This is a genomic window from Nocardia sp. NPDC055321 (assembly GCF_053645575.1).
This window is the reverse complement of the sequence record NZ_JBSHMS010000004.1, coordinates 228,818-245,336: the sequence shown is the minus strand read 5'-3', so window position 1 is coordinate 245,336 and position 16,519 is coordinate 228,818. Positions and strand designations below refer to the sequence as shown.

At 67.5% G+C, this 16,519-nt stretch carries 17 protein-coding genes; 6 read left to right on the top strand and 11 right to left on the bottom strand.

Annotation, left to right across the window (positions count from 1 at the left end):
* Window positions 1-23 precede the first annotated feature (23 nt).
* Window positions 24-1,079: a 2Fe-2S iron-sulfur cluster-binding protein gene (locus tag ACWIGI_RS08300; protein ID WP_454201664.1), complete on the top strand. Its 1,056-nt coding sequence runs from the start codon at window positions 24-26 to the stop codon at window positions 1,077-1,079.
* A 122-nt stretch (window positions 1,080-1,201) separates the two neighbouring features.
* Here the strand turns inward: ACWIGI_RS08300 and ACWIGI_RS08295 are convergent, their stop codons facing one another.
* On the bottom strand, window positions 1,202-1,741 hold the full coding sequence (locus tag ACWIGI_RS08295; protein WP_454201663.1) for a transglycosylase SLT domain-containing protein: 540 nt from the start codon (window positions 1,739-1,741) through the stop codon (window positions 1,202-1,204).
* A 211-nt stretch (window positions 1,742-1,952) separates the two neighbouring features.
* Window positions 1,953-2,696 (bottom strand): DNA alkylation repair protein, encoded by a 744-nt coding sequence (locus ACWIGI_RS08290; protein WP_454201662.1) that lies wholly within the window; start codon window positions 2,694-2,696, stop codon window positions 1,953-1,955.
* Between the two features lie 90 nt (window positions 2,697-2,786).
* On the opposite strand from ACWIGI_RS08290, the gene ACWIGI_RS08285 reads away from it, so the two are divergent.
* Entirely contained in the window at window positions 2,787-3,107 is a 321-nt protein-coding gene (locus ACWIGI_RS08285; protein ID WP_454201661.1) for a hypothetical protein, read from the top strand.
* A 40-nt stretch (window positions 3,108-3,147) separates the two neighbouring features.
* Here ACWIGI_RS08285 and ACWIGI_RS08280 read toward each other — a convergent pair whose 3' ends face one another.
* The 5 genes from ACWIGI_RS08280 to ACWIGI_RS08260 all read right to left on the bottom strand — a co-directional run bounded on the left by ACWIGI_RS08280 (window position 3,148) and on the right by ACWIGI_RS08260 (window position 8,836).
* Window positions 3,148-3,447: a hypothetical protein gene (locus tag ACWIGI_RS08280; RefSeq protein ID WP_454201660.1), complete on the bottom strand. Its 300-nt coding sequence runs from the start codon at window positions 3,445-3,447 to the stop codon at window positions 3,148-3,150.
* A gap of 104 nt (window positions 3,448-3,551) precedes the next feature.
* Complete coding sequence (locus ACWIGI_RS08275) at window positions 3,552-6,374, bottom strand: hypothetical protein (RefSeq protein ID WP_454201659.1); 2,823 nt, start codon at window positions 6,372-6,374, stop codon at window positions 3,552-3,554.
* A 152-nt stretch (window positions 6,375-6,526) separates the two neighbouring features.
* A complete protein-coding gene (locus ACWIGI_RS08270) occupies window positions 6,527-7,741 on the bottom strand; it encodes a lipase family protein (RefSeq protein ID WP_454201658.1) in 1,215 nt (404 codons plus the stop codon).
* A 118-nt stretch (window positions 7,742-7,859) separates the two neighbouring features.
* A complete protein-coding gene (locus tag ACWIGI_RS08265; protein ID WP_454201838.1) occupies window positions 7,860-8,477 on the bottom strand; it encodes a TetR/AcrR family transcriptional regulator in 618 nt (205 codons plus the stop codon).
* A 5-nt stretch (window positions 8,478-8,482) separates the two neighbouring features.
* Window positions 8,483-8,836 (bottom strand): SPW repeat protein, encoded by a 354-nt coding sequence (locus ACWIGI_RS08260; protein WP_454201657.1) that lies wholly within the window; start codon window positions 8,834-8,836, stop codon window positions 8,483-8,485.
* 150 nt (window positions 8,837-8,986) lie between these two features.
* Here ACWIGI_RS08260 and ACWIGI_RS08255 point away from each other — a divergent pair, with 150 nt between their 5' ends.
* The 4 genes from ACWIGI_RS08255 (at window position 8,987) to ACWIGI_RS08240 (ending at window position 11,812) form a co-directional block, all read left to right on the top strand.
* Window positions 8,987-10,174 (top strand): NAD(P)/FAD-dependent oxidoreductase, encoded by a 1,188-nt coding sequence (locus tag ACWIGI_RS08255; RefSeq protein ID WP_454201656.1) that lies wholly within the window; start codon window positions 8,987-8,989, stop codon window positions 10,172-10,174.
* 122 nt (window positions 10,175-10,296) lie between these two features.
* Window positions 10,297-11,088, top strand: a complete 792-nt coding sequence (locus ACWIGI_RS08250) for a glutamate racemase (RefSeq protein WP_454201655.1) — start codon at window positions 10,297-10,299, stop codon at window positions 11,086-11,088.
* A gap of 10 nt (window positions 11,089-11,098) precedes the next feature.
* Complete coding sequence (locus ACWIGI_RS08245) at window positions 11,099-11,428, top strand: hypothetical protein (RefSeq protein ID WP_454201654.1); 330 nt, start codon at window positions 11,099-11,101, stop codon at window positions 11,426-11,428.
* 63 nt (window positions 11,429-11,491) lie between these two features.
* Window positions 11,492-11,812 (top strand): hypothetical protein, encoded by a 321-nt coding sequence (locus ACWIGI_RS08240; RefSeq protein ID WP_454201653.1) that lies wholly within the window; start codon window positions 11,492-11,494, stop codon window positions 11,810-11,812.
* A 90-nt stretch (window positions 11,813-11,902) separates the two neighbouring features.
* Here ACWIGI_RS08240 and tuf read toward each other — a convergent pair whose 3' ends face one another.
* The 4 genes from tuf to rpsL all read right to left on the bottom strand — a co-directional run bounded on the left by tuf (window position 11,903) and on the right by rpsL (window position 16,328).
* On the bottom strand, window positions 11,903-13,093 hold the full coding sequence (tuf, locus tag ACWIGI_RS08235; RefSeq protein ID WP_454201652.1) for an elongation factor Tu: 1,191 nt from the start codon (window positions 13,091-13,093) through the stop codon (window positions 11,903-11,905).
* Window positions 13,094-13,212: 119 nt separating this feature from the next.
* The gene (fusA, locus tag ACWIGI_RS08230; RefSeq protein ID WP_454201651.1) at window positions 13,213-15,318 is read right to left on the bottom strand and encodes an elongation factor G; all 2,106 of its coding nucleotides are present in this window, start codon (window positions 15,316-15,318) and stop codon (window positions 13,213-13,215) included.
* Between the two features lie 163 nt (window positions 15,319-15,481).
* Window positions 15,482-15,952: a 30S ribosomal protein S7 gene (rpsG, locus tag ACWIGI_RS08225; protein WP_030525248.1), complete on the bottom strand. Its 471-nt coding sequence runs from the start codon at window positions 15,950-15,952 to the stop codon at window positions 15,482-15,484.
* Window position 15,953: 1 nt separating this feature from the next.
* Window positions 15,954-16,328 (bottom strand): 30S ribosomal protein S12, encoded by a 375-nt coding sequence (gene rpsL / locus ACWIGI_RS08220; protein WP_019049359.1) that lies wholly within the window; start codon window positions 16,326-16,328, stop codon window positions 15,954-15,956.
* Window positions 16,329-16,519 lie beyond the last annotated feature (191 nt).

Here is a 16,519-nt window from a genome sequence, read left to right as displayed (position 1 = left end):
GTTTGTCGGTTCGAGAGGACACTATGACCACCGTCGACGTACCGCACAGCTCGCGGTCAGCCGTGCTGCGGGTCTCCGCGGTCATCAATGAGACGGCCGACGCCTGCTCGCTGGTATTCGACATTCCCGAGGAACTCCGGGAGCGCTTCACCTACCAGCCGGGCCAATTCCTGACCCTGCGCATCCCCAGCGAGCTCACCGGGTCCGTGGCCCGCTGCTATTCGCTGGCCAGTTCGCCGCACGTCGACGACAAGCTCAAGGTGACCGTCAAGCGCACCGTCGACGGCTACGGCTCGAACTGGGTGTGCGACAACCTCATCGCGGGGTCCGAGATCGAGGTGCTGCCGCCGTCCGGCGTCTTCACCCCCAAGAACCTCGACACCGATCTGCTGCTGTTCGCGGCGGGCTCGGGCATCACCCCGATCATGTCCATCGCCAAATCGGCGCTCGCGCGCGGGAACGGCCGCATCGTGGTGGTGTACGCCAACCGCGATCTGGAATCGGTCATCTTCGCCGCCGAGCTGCGTGAACTCGCCGACAAGCACCCCCAGCGCCTGGTCGTGCTGCACTGGCTCGAACCGCTGCAGGGGCTGCCGACCGTCGAGGCGCTGGCCGCCCTGACCGCGCCCTACGCCGGCTACGAGGCGTTCATCTGCGGGCCCAAGCCGTTCATGGATCGCGTGCACGACGCGCTCGCCCAGCTCGAGGTGCCGCGCAACCGCACCCACGCCGAGGTCTTCAACTCGCTCTCGGGCGACCCGTTCGCCGATGTCGCGCCCGCCGAGATCAGCGACGAGGAAGCCGCCGACGCGGCGACCGTCGAGGTCGAACTCGACGGGCAGACCCACGAAATGACCTGGCCGCGTAGCCAAACCCTGGTGGACATCATGCTGTCCAAGGGATTGGACGTGCCGTACTCCTGCCTCGAGGGCGAATGCGGCTCCTGCGCCTGCACCGTCGTGGAGGGCTCGGTCGAAATGGAGAACGCCGAAATCCTCGACCCCGAGGACATCGCCAACGGCTACATTCTCGGCTGCCAGGCGCGGCCGGTCACGGACCACCTGAAGATCCAGTTCTAGAACCGGTTCATCGGTAATCGGCCGTCGTGACTTTGTCGCGGCGGCCGATCGGCGTTGGGGCGTGACCTATACCGTTGCGGGAGTTCGGGTCACCGGACGCCGGCCACCGGCGGCGGGTGAAATCAGTACGCGCCGAAGACGTTCGCGATAGTGCCGTAGCGGTGGGCGGCGTAGTTGCAGGCGGCGGCGATATTGGCGACCGGATCGTAGATATCCCAGGAGGTGCCCTCCACGTGGTACGCCTGGAACGTCGGATCGATCACCTGCAGCAGGCCCTTGGACGGAATGCCCATGGCGGCATTGGAATCCCACAGGTTGATCGCGCGCGGATTGCCGCCGGACTCGCGAATGATGTTGCGGTGGATGCTGTCGTAGTCGCCCGGGATGCCGTGCTGGGCCATCACGTGCAGGGCGTTCTTGATCCAGCCGTCGAGGTTGTCCTCGAAAACCGGCGGAAGCAGGTCGTTGTACGGAGCGGGCAGCGTGCGGACGAACTGCTGCACCTGGTCCTGCTGCGGCTCCGGGAGCGTGCGGGCGAACTGCTGCGCCTGCTCGACGGGCTGCTGCAGTTCCTGCGGGACACCGGCGACATCGGCGTGCGCGGTCACGGCGGGGGCCGCGGCGACCGCGGCCAGGACGACGAGGGGGAACAGTTTTCGCAAAGGATGACCTGCTGACTTGTGTGGTGAACACCGCCTCGCCTCGGGGGAGAATTCCGCATGGAGGTCGAGTCATCCGGGCTATAACCGGACGCACGGTCTGTTCTTGGCAAGTCACAGAATGATTGCGTCATGTGAACGTAAACTTAACGGAAGATGAACAAATGGTGCGGGCCGTGCGCCCGCACCCCCTGGAACACGTCTTATAGCAAGGTCAGGGCAGGGATCGATAGTGCGCGCGCTGCTCCGAAGAAAGATGTTCGGTGGCGTAACTCAGGGCCGTACGGCCCATCTTCGCGGCGTGCGCGGCCAGGAAATCGAGCAGCACGCGCTCGTCCACGCGCTTGCCGATCTCGCGCAACATCCAGCCCACGGCCTTCTGGATGAGGTCCCGTTTGTCGGGCAGCAGCACCGCGCAGAGTTCGAGTGTCGTGCTCGGATCCCCGGACTTGATGAAATGGAACGTCGTGAGCAACGCCACCCGGCGCTCCCACAGCGATTCCTGTTCGGCGAGCCGAAAGAGCGGATAGCGCGGGCGCTCGGCGAACCACGGGCCGAGGGTGTATTCCGCCGAGGAGTCCACCAGATCCCAGTTGTTCACCCGCCCGCGCCGCACCGCGTCCAGATAGAACTTCACGATTCGTTCCTGCGTCGCGATATCGCGCCGCCGCGGCGAGACCGCGCGCGCCATCCAGGAGTTCAGAATCACCAGACCCGCCAGCCGATGCTCGTGCACGGCGCTGTCCAGCAATATCGCGATCTGCTCGAGCGGCAGTTCCGCGAAACGTTTGGCCACCTTGCGGGTCTGCGGCACCCGGACGCCGATGAATACGTCACCCGCGCCGTACTCCCCCGGGCCGGTCTTGAAGAAGCGCTGCAAATGCACGGCGTCGCCGGCGTCGGCGACCCCCGCCAATTCGTCCTGCACGGCCGCTGCCGTCAACTGGGGCTCGGTCACCGCCCCATAATCGACGATCACACCGACACGATCCCGAGGCCACGCCGAAATCCCCTTTCCCCCGGCACATTCCCCCGCGAGAATCCGGTAGTGCCCGCCAATTCCCCGCCCGACCCCCCTGCGCTCCCCGAATCCGCGCCCGCCCGCCTCACCGTCCGCGCGGCCTTCGACATCACCGGCCGCGGCGTGGTCCTGGCCGGCACGATCGAGTCCGGCGACTTCCGCCCCGGCCAGTCCGTCCGGGTCATCGGCCCGAACGGCACCTTCGACACGACGGTGCGCGCGATAGACCTCGTCTGCCAAGTGGGCGTGGAACCGTCGCGCCGGCGGTACGACTCGATCGGGTTGCTACTGAACGGGGTTCGCAAGGATCAGTTCGAGGAAGGTCAGCAGGTGATCGGATTGGATTGAGCCGCAGAATGTTTCCACCCTGCCCGGCCTCATGTCCGATCTACAGAATCAGGATCGGTTCCGGATTCGGCCGCATGCGAACAGTATCGTCCATCGCGACCTCGGGGGACGGGAGGCTACCCACCCGCCCGTCCTGCTTGTAGACCACCGTCACACCGCCCGCGATGGCGTAGGAGTGGTCGCCGTCGACCAGGTACTCCCGGCAACCGACATCGAAGACGAAGAACTCGTCGTTTTCTACGATCTTGCGGTCATCCAGACAGAAGGTGCCGTAGCCATCGGGCCAACCGTTCCGGTAATAGTCCAGGACGTTCTCTCGTGCCTGCTCGTAGCTGATCATGGTGCAAACCTTCTGTGGTTCATCAAAGCCGCGTTCGGACCGGCGCGCGGAAAGCCATTTCGGCAGAACCGGTTCGGTCGCAGTGCACGGGCGGGGCTGGGCGACTAGCGCGCGGTTTCGGCCGCGGCCTGTAACAGCACCTCGCCGAAGCGGCGCATGTGGTCGGGGCCGCCGTACCAGGACGCCACCAAATCTACGGCGGCAGAGCGGGTTCGGCGGGCCACCTCGGCGAAGTCGGCGACCGAGATCTCGCCCGCTTCGGCCTGCGCGGCCGCGACATCCAGATCGTGGCTGGCCAGTAGGAGGCGCATGATGCTGTGCAGGTCCAGGTTCGGGGCGTCCTCGGCACGCACGTCGGTCACGCGTGTGGCGGGGCGGATGGGCTGGGCCGCTTCGGGTTCCGGGGCCGCGCGGCGCGAACGGGGGGCGGGAGGGGTGACGGGATCGAGGGGCGCTTCGGCGGATGTCGACTCGGGGTCGGCATCCGAGACACGAGCCGCTCGGCGGCCGGGTGCGACATCGGTATCCGCTGCGGCGCGACGTGAGGTCGCGGCGGGCACGGCGTCAGCGTCCACCGCGGCGCGGCGCGACGGCACCGCGGACACGGCATCGGCATTCGCAGCCTCGGGACCCGAGGCCACGGCATCGGCGGCGTCCACAGCTGCACGGCGAGACGGCACCGGATCGGCGGCATCCACAGCAGCGCGACGCGAGGTCACCGCGGATGGCGAATCGGAATCCACTGCTGAGTACAGGGGCGACAACGCGGGTTCGGCATCGTAATCCTGGGCCGCACGCCGAGAAGGGGCGACCGGGGCTGCATCCGAACCCTGAGCGGCCCAGCGGGTGGTCTGCGGGGGCGCGGACTCGGAATCCTGGTCGGGGCGACTCGTCGTCGCGGCGGGTAGGACATCGGAACCCGTGACGGTGTGGCGCGACGGCGAGGCGAGCTCGGGGGCCGCCACGGCATTCGCGGGGGCCACGGCGGGGGCGGGCTCGCGGTCCGATGTCGTCCGGGAGAGCGTGGATGGGGCGGGCTCGGGGGCGGCGCGGCGGGACTGCGGGGCGAGAGGGGCCTCGGGCTCGGGGGCGGACAGGCGCGACGCCGAGAGGGAGGCGGTGTCCGGGGCTGACGGCGCGGGCAGGCGGGCGGGGACGGATTCCGGGGCGGGGGGCTCGGGGAGGCGGGCCGGAGGCTCGGGGGCGGAGCGGCGGCCGGTGTTCGCGGGCGCCGGTTGGATGGTGACGGCGGCGAAATCCGACACGGGGCGACTCTCGGACGCGCCGGGATCCGCGGGCAGGCGGTGGCCGTTGACCGCGGGCTCCGCGGCTGAGCGACGCGCCGCGAGATCCGAGCCCGTGGGGGAACGGAACGCGCCGGCCACCGGATCGGGCTTGATGCGGTAGGTATCGACTTCCTGATCCGGCGTCGGCCGGTAGGGATTCGACACCGGGTCGGACGTGGGCTGGTAGGAACTCGCGCCCGGCTCAGGCGTCGTGCGATACGAACTCACGCCGGGCTCGCCAGGCGACCGGTAGGCGTTGGCGTCCGGGTCGGACGTCGAACGGTAGGAATTCACGCCCCCGTCGGACGTCGTACCGTACGAACCAGCGGCCGACCCGGACATCGAACGGCGCGCATTGGCGCCCGGCTCCGAGGACGTCCCGTATGAATTGACTGCGGGCTCGGAAGTAGCGCCGTAAGGGTTCGCCCCATCACTCGAGGTTGCGCCGTACGAACTCGGCTCGGAAGTCGTTCCGTACGAGCTGACACCCGGTTCCGAGGCCGAGCCGTACGAGTTCACCCGAGAATCGGAATTCGCCACAGGAGAACTCACGACCGGCTCCGAAGAAGTTCCGAACGAATTCCCACCCGGCTCGGAAGTTGTCCCGTACGAACTCATCCCGGCACCGGCGGTGGTTCCGTACGAGTCCTCGGACGTGCCGTACGAATTCACGCCGGGCCCGGAAGTCGGCGCGTACGAGCTCATACCGAGATCGGACGTTCCGTACGAGCTCATACCGGGATCCGAGGTCGTTCCGTACGAACCCACGCCCGGCTCGGAAGTCGGCGCGTACGAGCTCATTCCGGGGTCGGAAGTCGCTCCGTACGAGCCGGCACCCGAGCCAGAGGTCGATCCGTACGAACCCGCGCCGGGATCCGACGTCGTGCGGTACGAACCCGAGGACGGATCGGGGCTTGTGGCATACGCATTCGCGTCAGAGCCGGGGGTTGTCCAGCGGAGGGACGCGGGAACATCGCCGGTCGTTCCGAGCGGGGCGGGCGCGGGATCGGAGGCGGGGCGGTAGGCATCGACAGCGGAATCCGACGTCGTGCGATAGGAATTCGCTACCGGGTCGGAGCTGAGGCGATAGCCGTTCAGATCCGCATCGGCCCCGGGTCGATAGCCGTTCGACTCCGGATCAGCGCCGAGGCGATAGCCGTTCGACTCCGCATCGGTGCCGGGACCGTAACCGTTCACCGCCGAATCGGTGCCCGGGCGATAGCCGTTCACCTCCGGATCGGCGGTGGTCCGATAGGGATCGAACTGCGCCTCGGAGGCGGCGCGGAGCGAGGCGGAACCGGTGGTGGTGCCGTAACCACCGGTTTCCGAGGTGATGCGGGGCGGCGCCTCGAAGCGGGAATCCGGCTCGCCCGGAATGCGATTGGGCAGGCCGTTGATGCCGGCGGGTTTGCCCTCCGATACCTCCGGCACGCCGCGGCGCACCGGCGGCGCGGACCACTGCACCGGTTGCTCCGGCTGATCCAAGCTGGTGCGGCCGAGGGCGGCGTGCGAGCCGGTGTCACCGGTCAGCGCACGGCTCGAGGACGGGCCCGAACCCGAGGTCTCCGGATTGGTCAAACGGTAGCTGTCCTGACGCGAGTTCAGGGACGAGCCCAAACCGGTGGTGAATTCGGCATCCATGGCCGCCATTCTTACCGCTCCGCACCCCGCCGTGCGACTCGGGTCGCACAGTTCGGCGGGCACGGCACACCCGTCCGCGCGGCCCCGGCGCACCCCGGCAGGCCGGGGCGCGACCGCCTGAAAGCGACTCACGAGCAACGGTATTGGGGCATTTACACCGAATGGCAATTCGACGGCGCGGGTTCACCCCGGAAACGCGCATCGACCCAGGCCAGCGCGGCGGGCAACCCCAGCACGGCGGCCGACAGATGCTCGGGCGAAATGTTCTGATCCATCTGCAATCGCGCACCCGCGGCGCAATACCGGCGATTCGTATCGACTATGGCGTCCACCGGAATCAAGGGGTCGGTGGGCGAATGCCATTCGAACACCGGAATTTCCGGCACCCCGCCGTACAGTTGCAGGCTGTTCGCCTCCACGACCGACCAGGCATCCGGGCTCTCCAGCAGCGACATGCTCGCCGCCAGCTCCGGCGCGCTCTTCCCCGCGCCGAGCGCCATGATCTCGTTGGTGCAGCCGTTGGCCATCGCGTCGCGCAGCGCCAGCCCCCGCGCGTTCAACTGCGTACTCAACGGCAGCCGATCCGGGTACTCGCGCTCGAGCCCGATGGCCGCGGCCATGGCGAGACCGAACGCCGGATGCGATGACGTGCCCAGCGCGCGCACCATGGTCAGCATGTTCATCGGGACACCGCCGTACGCCGCCCCGGCCAGCTCCAGATCCGGTGCGTAGGTCGGCGCCAGCGCGGCCGCCCACGCGGTGGCCATACCGCCACCGGAGTATCCGGCCATCACCACCGGGCTCTGCGCCAGCCCCAGCTCGTCCACCCGCTGCGCCGCGCGAATCCCGTCCAGGGTGATCTGCCCGCCCAAACGCGCCGCGCCATAGGCGAATTGCGGACCCAGATGGTCCGGCAGCGCCACCGACCAGCCACGCCGCAGCGCGACATTGAGCACCGGGGCCTCCCGCACCGCGAGATTCGGATCCGCGGTCCACAGCACCCGGGACACCGCGCACTCCGCGCCCAGCCCGTTGATGATGTGCTGATAGGACAGCAGCGGACCGCCGGCCCGGTGCTCGTGCGGGGTCAGCACCGTGGTGGTCGCCGCGATCGGACCGCCCTGGGAATTGGTGGAACGAAACTTGACCAGGGTGAAGGTCGTCGCGGGGAACAGCGGCAGCGGCGGCATGGCGCGGACCGCGAGCACGTCGCCGGGCTCGTAGTCGGCGATGTTCGCCGGTGCGGCGTAGAACGGATCGGGATCCGGTGCGGGATAAGCGGGTTCGGCTGCGGCCGTGGTGATGGTGCAGCCCAGGATCAGCGTGCTCGCGATACCGAGCACGCCGAGTATTCGGCCAGCCTTCATCGGTCCTCCAGGGCGTATAGCGAACACTCAGCTATTACGAACCCCACGAGTCTGCTAGCGATCGCACGGAAATGTGGAAGACACGCCGCCCAGATCCGAAATGCAGGTCTGACCTGTGTCAACCCATCTGGGTCATCCCCGCGGCCACCACCTGGGCCACATCGAGCATCTCGTCGCCGTTCTGCAGACCATCCAGGGTCCGCAACCGGTCGGTGCTGGCGATCGCGAGCATCGCCGACACCCACGCCGAGGCGCAGGCGCGCAGCGTACCGGGCCGCACCGGGGCCGGCGCACTGGCCTGCAACACCCGCGCGGTGATCTCCAGCAACTGATCGCGCATATGGCGCAACTGCTTTCGCACATCGGGATGGGTGTCGGCCTCGCGCCACATGATGACGCGCAACACCGAGGAGTGATGATCGCGCAGATTCAGCGCGGCATCGAGATTCACCAGACTCTTCGCCGGATCACCGGGAGCGACGACGGATTCGATGTCGTCGATGGGCTGCGGCGGCACGCGCTCGGCCATCAGGGCCGACAGAATCGCGTCCTTGGTCGGGAAATAGTAGAAGACGAGTCCCTTGGGAACACCGGCCCCAGCCGCGATGGCGGCCGTGGGGGTCGCATCGAAACCCTGTGCCGAGAAAAGGGATTCCGCGGCGTCCAGGATGAGCTGACGAGCGTCGCCGTCGATTTTCTTACTCCGGCGACGCCCCGCTCCCTGGGGCCGGTGCATCTGCATCAGCGGCGCGTCACCGCACCCAGTCGATCCGACACCGCGGGCAGCGCGACCAGCGCGAGCACCGCGGTCACACCGCCGGCGACCCACGCGGTCCAGGTGGCACCGCTGTAGGAATCGAAGTCCAGCACCCATGGCGAAACGAACAGCAGGGCGCCGACCAGAACCAAGGCATAGTCGGCGACGGCGCCGATCCTCTTGGCGGCGTGACCCAGACCGATCAGGGCGATGAGCACGCCTCCAACGATAAGGGACCACCGGGCATTGTCGCTATGAGCGACCCAGAGCGGTGACAACGCGGCGATGACGCCGAGTACGACAGCCACAACGTCCTGAACGCGGCTCTCGGTGAACATGGTGCCTCCTAGGGCTGAGAATATGTTCTGATTTCCGTTCTACGCTGACTGACCGCCCGATCAATAAAGTCTCGGCTACGATTCAGCGGCTAGTTGAATGTGGTGCGTGACACAGCGGCGCGGGGCCCACCGAACGACTAAGGTTGCCCTATGTCGTTGTCGGTAGAACACGTTCTAATTGTCGGTGCCGGGCTGGCGGGTCTCCGCACCGCCGAAGAACTGCGCCGCGCAGGTTACGAGGGTCAACTGACCCTGATCGGGGCGGAGGAACACGCGCCGTACGACCGGCCGCCGCTGTCCAAACAGTTCATTCGCGGCGAGATCGACGACACCGCACTGCGCCCCGCCGAATTCTTCGCGGAAAAGCGCATCGACCTGCGCCTCGGGGTCACCGCCACCGGCGTCGACACCGCCGCGCGGCGCGTGCGGCTCGACGACGGCACCGACATCGGCTACGACCGGCTCGTCATCGCGACCGGCCTGCGGCCCCGGCGCATTCCGAGCTTCCCCGACGTACGCGGGGTCCACGTGCTGCGCAGCCACGACGACGCCGCCGGCCTCCGCGCGCACCTGGGCAGCGCGCGGCGCGCGGTCATCATCGGCGCCGGATTCATCGGCTGCGAACTCGCGGCGAGCTTCCGGGCACAAGGAGTGGAGACGGTCCTGGTCGAACCACAGCCCACTCCCCTGTACGCCGCGCTCGGCGAACAGATCGGGGAACTCGTGGCCCGGATGCACCGCGAGGAAGGCGTGGACGTGCGCTGCGGGGCGGGCGTGAGCGAGTTGCTCATCGCCGACGACGCCGTGCGCGGCGTGCGCCTGACCGACGGCACCGAGATCGACGCCGACCTGGTCGTGGTGGGCGTGGGCTCGACCCCGGTCACCGAATGGCTCACCGACTCCGGCATCGACCTGCTGGATCCCGCCGACGGCGGCGGCGTCCGCACCGACGCCACCGGGCGCACCACCACCCCGGACGTCTGGGCCGCCGGCGACGTCGCGGCCTGGCTGCTGGACGACGGGCGCACCAAGCGGGTCGAGCACTGGACCAACGCCGGAGAACAGGCTCAACTGCTCGTCGCCGCCATGCTGGGCACGGAAGCGCCTGCCGCCGTGCGTGTTCCCTACGTGTGGAGCGACCAGTACGACACCAAGATCCAGGTGCTGGGCGTGCCCGCGCTCGCCGACGACGTCCAGATCGTGGAGGACAAGGGACGCAAGTTCCTGGCCCACCTGTTCCGAGCGGGCACGCTCGTCGCGGTGGTCGGCGCCGGCATGACCGGCAAGGTCATGAAGATGCGCGGACAGCTCGCCGAGGCCGCGCAGCCCGTCTCCTGAACCGGGCCCGGATCCCGCGCGACCGCCCCGGCCGGAGATCGGACCAGGTCACCGCGGGTGCGGCGGCGGGTCCCGGGACCACGGTTCGCGAATCGGGCGGGGTGTTCACTACCGTTGCGGGTGTGATCGTCGCGCTCATTGATTCCGGACTGGGGCTGCTGCCCACCGGGGCGTGGTTGCGGAAGCTGCGGCCCGATATCGACCTGCTGCTGCAAATGGATCCCGACGGTGCGCCGTGGGGACCCAAGCCCGAGCGGTGGGTCATCGACCGCGTCCTGGACACCGCGCGTACCTCGCTGCGCGAAGGCGCGGAAGTCATTGTGCTGCCGTGCAATACCGCGAGCGTCACGGCCCTGGAACCGGTCCGCGCGGCCGTCGGCCCGGACATCCCGGTCATCGGCACCGTGCCGGCCATCAAACCGGCCGCCGCCGCCTGCCGCAAGGTCGCGGTCTGGGCGACCGCCGCCACCACCGCCAGCGCCTACCAGGCCGACCTGATCGCCCGCTTCGGCGGCGGCGCCGACGTCACCGGCGTCGCCTGCCACGGCCTCGCCGACGCCATCGACCGCGGCGACCTGCCCGCCATCGCCGAGGCCATCGCCGGCGCCGCCGAGCGCACCCCGCCCGACACCGAGGGCATCGTCCTGGGCTGCACGCACTACCCGCTGGTCCTGGCCGACATCCTGGCCGCGCTACCGGCCGGCATCCGCGTCTTCGACAGCGCCGAGGCCGTCGCGGCCCAGACCCTGCGCCGCATCGACGCGCTCGGCAGACCGGCCGCGGGCGCCGGCACGGTCCGCGTGCTGGCCAGCGGCCGTGCCGCCGAATTGCCCTCCGCCGCAGCCGCTTTCGACTCCGGCCGACTATTGGGCGCGACCGGGACCGGAGAGTTCCGCGTCGTCCCCGCGCCCTGAGACGCCGCGCGTGGACCGCGAACTCACCGAGAACGAACGCGTCGCCCTGGACGCGATGCTCGGCGACGATGTCCCCGGCGTCCGGGAGTTCCGCGCGCAGGCCGCCACCGCCCGCGTCACCGGCAGCTGCCGATGCGGTTGCCCCACAATCGATCTCGCGGTGTATCCGGACGCACCGAGCGCTCCGCCCGGACCGAATCCGATCGCCGAAGCGGGAGCCCCACAGGGTGGACTGCTGCTGTTCGCCACGGACGGACGACTGTCCTGCCTGGAGTACTACTCCCACACCGACGACAAGCCGGACGGATTTCCACCGCCCGAGCAAATTCTGCGCGATTGACACGGTCGGGCAACACCCGCCCGGCAGCGGTTTTCCCGGGGCGGATCCGGGCAGGCCGACATCATGACCGCATTCGACGAACCAGCGCACAGAGATTCGGAACCCGAACCGCCGGCCGCCCCCACGAGCGAGGCCACCGGCCGACCCGCGGCCCAGCGGCCCCCCGAAACCGCCGCGATCCCCGAGCCCGAGGTACTCCCCGAGCACCGCGAACAGGCCCGGCGGATGGCCGAGTCCTACGAGGACGCCCGCCCGCACACCGTGCTGCCGGGCAGCGACGGCATGATCGCGGGCACCGCCGTACACGATTGGCTCGACGACCGGGGCCGGCCGAAATTCGACACCCGCACCGCGGGCGAACACGAGCGGCGCCCGCGCGAATAGTCGCCGAACGGCGCGAAAACCGGCCCCGGACAAGCGAAAAGGGCCGCTCCCCGAAGGGAACGGCCCTGATCGGTGATTCAGGGAATCAAATCACTTGACGATCTTGGTGACGCGACCGGCACCGACGGTGCGGCCACCCTCACGGATCGCGAAACGCAGGCCCTCGTCCATGGCGACCGGCTGGATCAGCTTGACGCTCATCTCGGTGTTGTCGCCGGGCATGACCATCTCGGTGCCCTCGGGGAGGGTAACGACGCCGGTCACGTCCGTGGTACGGAAGTAGAACTGCGGGCGGTAGTTGTTGAAGAACGGGGTGTGGCGGCCGCCCTCGTCCTTCGACAGGATGTACGCCTGGCCCTCGAACTCGGTGTGCGGGGTGGTGGTGCCCGGCTTCACGACGACCTGACCACGCTCGACGTCGTCACGCTTCAGACCACGAACCAGCAGACCGACGTTGTCGCCCGCCTGGCCCTGGTCCAGCAGCTTGCGGAACATCTCGACACCGGTGATGGTGGTCTTCTGCGACTTCTCGCGGATGCCGACGATCTCGACTTCCTCGTTCACGTTGATCACACCGCGCTCGATGCGACCGGTGACGACGGTGCCACGACCGGTGATCGTGAAGACGTCCTCGATCGGCATCAGGAAGGGCTTGTCGGTCTCACGGACCGGGTCCGGGATCGACTCGTCGACGGCGTTCATGAGCTCGAGAACCGAAGCGGCCCACTTCGGGTCGCCCTCGAGGGCCTTCAGGCCGGAGACGCGCACGACGGGGGCATCCTCGTCGAACTCCTGCGAGGCCAGCAGCTCGCGGACCTCCATCTCGACCAGCTCGAGGATCTCGTCGTCGTCGACCATGTCGGCCTTGTTCAGCGCGACCAGGATGTAGGGCACGCCGACCTGACGGGCGAGCAGCACGTGCTCACGGGTCTGGGGCATCGGGCCGTCGGTGGCGGCCACGACCAGGATCGCGCCGTCCATCTGGGCGGCACCGGTGATCATGTTCTTGATGTAGTCGGCGTGGCCGGGGGCGTCGACGTGGGCGTAGTGACGCTTCTCGGTCTGGTACTCGACGTGGGAGATGTTGATCGTGATACCACGAGCCTTCTCCTCCGGCGCCTTGTCGATCTGGTCGAACGCGAACGCAGCGTTCACGTCCGGGTAGGTGTCAGCCAGCACCTTGGTGATCGCCGCGGTCAGCGTGGTCTTGCCATGGTCGACGTGACCAATGGTGCCGATGTTGACGTGGGGCTTCGTCCGCTCGAACTTCGCCTTCGCCACTGTTGTCCTCCTGGACTAGTTAGTGCGTGCTTTTTTTGCAGCAGTGCGGTTTGTATTACAGGGGGTCGTTCGACGACCGATCGGGGCGGCTTCGGGAGAACCCGCCCCGGGGCAGCGAATTACTCGCCGGTCGCCTTGGCGATGATCTCCTTCGACACGTTGGCCGGAACCTCCGCGTACGAATTGAACACCATCGAGAAGTTCGCCCGGCCCTGGGTCTTGGACCGCAGGTCACCGATGTAACCGAACATCTCAGAGAGCGGAACCAGCGCCTTGACGACACGGGCACCACTGCGTTCCTCCATGGCCTGGATCTGGCCACGGCGGGAGTTCAGGTCGCCGATCACTTCGCCCATGTAATCCTCGGGCGTGGTGACCTCCACCGCCATGAGCGGCTCGAGGATCACCGGACCGGCCTTGCGAGCCGCTTCCTTGAGGGCCATGGCGCCCGCGATCTTGAACGCCATTTCCGAGGAGTCGACCTCGTGGTAGGCGCCGTCGAGCAGCGAGGCCTTCACGTTCACCAGCGGGAAGCCGGCGAGCACGCCGTACTGCATGGCGTCCTGGATGCCCGCGTCGACCGAGGGGATGTACTCACGCGGAACGCGGCCACCGGTGACCTTGTTCTCGAACTCGTACGTAGCGCCGTCCTCGGCGTCGACCAGCGGCGCGAGAGCGATGATGACACGGGCGAACTGGCCCGAACCACCGGTCTGCTTCTTGTGGGTGTACTCGTACTTCTCCACCGTCTTGGTGAGGGTCTCACGGTAGGCCACCTGCGGCTTACCGATGTTCGCCTCGACCTTGAACTCGCGCTTCATGCGGTCGACGTAGATGTCGAGCTGGAGCTCGCCCATACCGCCGATGACGGTCTGGCCGGTCTCCTGATCCAGCTTCACGTTGAAGGTCGGATCCTCTTCGGCGAACTTCTGGATCGCGGTGCCCAGCTTCTCCTGGTCGGCCTTGGTCTTCGGCTCGATGGCCACCTCGATGACCGGATCCGGGAAGGTCATGGACTCCAGGACGATCTGGTTCTGCGGATCGCACAGGGTGTCACCCGTGGTGGTGTCCTTCAGACCGATGACCGCGTAGATGTGGCCGGCCACGGCCTCGGGAACCGGGTTCTCCTTGTTGGAGTGCATCTGGAACAGCTTGCCCAGACGCTCCTTCTTGCCCTTGGTCGCGTTCATGACCTGGGCGCCGGAGTCGACCTTGCCCGAGTACACGCGCACGTAGGTCAGCTTGCCGAAGAACGGGTGCGTGGCGATCTTGAACGCCAGCGCCGCGAAGGGCTCGTCCGAAGACGGCTTGCGGGTGAGGACTTCCTCTTCCTTGTTGGGCACGTGGCCCTGCACGGACTCGACGTCCAGCGGGGTCGGAAGGTAGTCCACGACGGCGTCGAGCATGGGCTGAACGCCCTTGTTCTTGAACGCCGAACCACACAGCACCGGGTAGAGCTCGGAGCTGACGGTCATCTTGCGGATGGCGCCCTTGATCTCCTCGATCGAGAGCTCCTCACCACCGAAGAACTTCTCCAGCAGCGTCTCGTCCGACTCCGCGATGGTCTCGAGCAGTTCCTGACGGTAGATCTCCGCGTTGTCCTTGAGATCCTCCGGGATCTCGATGACCTCGTAGGACTCGCCGAGCTTGGTCTCGCCCTTCCAGACCTTCGCGTTCATCTCGACCAGGTCGACGATGCCCTCGAAGGAGTCCTCGGCGCCGATCGGCAGCTGGATGACCAGCGGCTTGGCACCCAGGCGGTCCTTGATGGTCTGCACGGTGAAGTAGAAGTCCGCGCCGAGCTTGTCCATCTTGTTCACGAAACAGATGCGCGGCACGTCGTACTTGTCGGCCTGACGCCACACCTGCTCGGACTGCGGCTCGACGCCCTCTTTACCGTCGAACACCGCGACGGCGCCGTCGAGGACGCGGAGCGAACGCTCCACCTCGACGGTGAAGTCGACGTGCCCGGGGGTGTCGATGATGTTGATCTGGTTGTTGTTCCAGTAGCAGGTCGTCGCGGCCGACGTGATGGTGATGCCGCGTTCCTGCTCCTGCGCCATCCAGTCCATCGTGGCGGCGCCGTCGTGCACCTCACCGATCTTGTACGTGATGCCGGTGTAGAAGAGGATGCGTTCGGTCGTGGTCGTCTTACCCGCATCGATGTGGGCCATGATGCCGATGTTGCGGACCTTGTTCAGGTCTGTGAGCACTTCCTGTGCCACGGAAATCTTCCCCGCTCGTAGCTAGTTGGGATCTTCGGGAACGACCCTGGCTTCTCCAGCGGTCATCACTGTGTCAACGCCCGGCGCGGCAGGTGGGTGCCTACCGCGCCGAACTGCGACTCGATTCCCGGCACGTCCACGAACGGAGTAGCCGGGAGACGAATCACCAGCGGTAGTGCGCGAACGCCCGGTTGGACTCGGCCATCTTGTGGGTGTCCTCGCGACGCTTCACCGAAGCGCCCAGACCGTTGCTGGCGTCGAGCAGCTCGTTCGCCAGACGCTCGATCATGGTCTTCTCACGACGCGCGCGGGAGTAGTTGACCAGCCAGCGCAGCGCGAGGGTGTTGGAGCGGCCCGGACGGACCTCGACCGGCACCTGGTAGGTGGCGCCACCGACGCGGCGGGGCTTCACCTCGAGGGCGGGCTTGACGTTGTCCAGCGCGCGCTTGAGGGTGACGACCGGATCGGTGCCGGTCTTCTCGCGCGCCTGCTCGAGGGCGCCGTAGACGATGCGCTCGGCGGTGGACTTCTTGCCGTCCAGCAGGATCTTGTTGACCAGCTGAGTGACCAGCGGGGACCCGTAGACCGGGTCGTTGATCAGCGGACGCTTGGGTGCGGGGCCCTTGCGTGGCATATCAGCTCTTCTCCTTCTTGGCGCCGTAACGGCTGCGAGCCTGCTTGCGGTTCTTCACGCCCTGGGTGTCGAGCGAGCCGCGGATGATCTTGTAGCGCACACCCGGGAGGTCCTTCACACGACCGCCGCGAACGAGCACCATCGAGTGCTCCTGCAGGTTGTGGCCCTCACCGGGGATGTACGCCGTGACCTCGACCGCGCTGGTCAGGCGAACACGCGCGACCTTACGCAGCGCGGAGTTCGGCTTCTTCGGGGTCGTGGTGTACACGCGAGTGCACACGCCACGACGCTGCGGGCTCCCCTTCAGGGCCGCAGTCTTGGTCTTGGAGACCTTGTCGCGGCGACCCTTGCGGACCAGCTGGTTGATGGTTGGCATAGACCGGCTTTCCTTTTAGTAACCAGGTGTCTGGAACTTCATGTCTGTAATTCGGTTGCGGCGCCGTTGTTCACGCCGCTGTCATTCGAGCTTTCCGCCCAGTTCCCACGGCATTTCCTTGCCACGAGGTCGGGCGTGTCATACGCAGCGTGTGCACCGAATTACGGGCACGCTGGAACGGTCAGCCGCTC

What these genes read in the sequence shown, in the direction of transcription:
- ACWIGI_RS08265 (WP_454201838.1), bottom strand. Translation starts at nt 8,477, where the DNA reads ATGCACCGGCCCCAGGGAGCGGGGCGTCGCCGGAGTAAGAAAATCGAC.
- ACWIGI_RS08255 (WP_454201656.1), top strand. Translation starts at nt 8,987, where the DNA reads ATGTCGTTGTCGGTAGAACACGTTCTAATTGTCGGTGCCGGGCTGGCG.
- ACWIGI_RS08240 (WP_454201653.1), top strand. Translation starts at nt 11,492, where the DNA reads ATGACCGCATTCGACGAACCAGCGCACAGAGATTCGGAACCCGAACCG.
- ACWIGI_RS08300 (WP_454201664.1), top strand. Translation starts at nt 24, where the DNA reads ATGACCACCGTCGACGTACCGCACAGCTCGCGGTCAGCCGTGCTGCGG.
- ACWIGI_RS08280 (WP_454201660.1), bottom strand. Translation starts at nt 3,447, where the DNA reads ATGATCAGCTACGAGCAGGCACGAGAGAACGTCCTGGACTATTACCGG.
- ACWIGI_RS08270 (WP_454201658.1), bottom strand. Translation starts at nt 7,741, where the DNA reads ATGAAGGCTGGCCGAATACTCGGCGTGCTCGGTATCGCGAGCACGCTG.
- ACWIGI_RS08260 (WP_454201657.1), bottom strand. Translation starts at nt 8,836, where the DNA reads ATGTTCACCGAGAGCCGCGTTCAGGACGTTGTGGCTGTCGTACTCGGC.
- rpsG (WP_030525248.1), bottom strand. Translation starts at nt 15,952, where the DNA reads ATGCCACGCAAGGGCCCCGCACCCAAGCGTCCGCTGATCAACGACCCG.
- rpsL (WP_019049359.1), bottom strand. Translation starts at nt 16,328, where the DNA reads ATGCCAACCATCAACCAGCTGGTCCGCAAGGGTCGCCGCGACAAGGTC.
- ACWIGI_RS08275 (WP_454201659.1), bottom strand. Translation starts at nt 6,374, where the DNA reads ATGGATGCCGAATTCACCACCGGTTTGGGCTCGTCCCTGAACTCGCGT.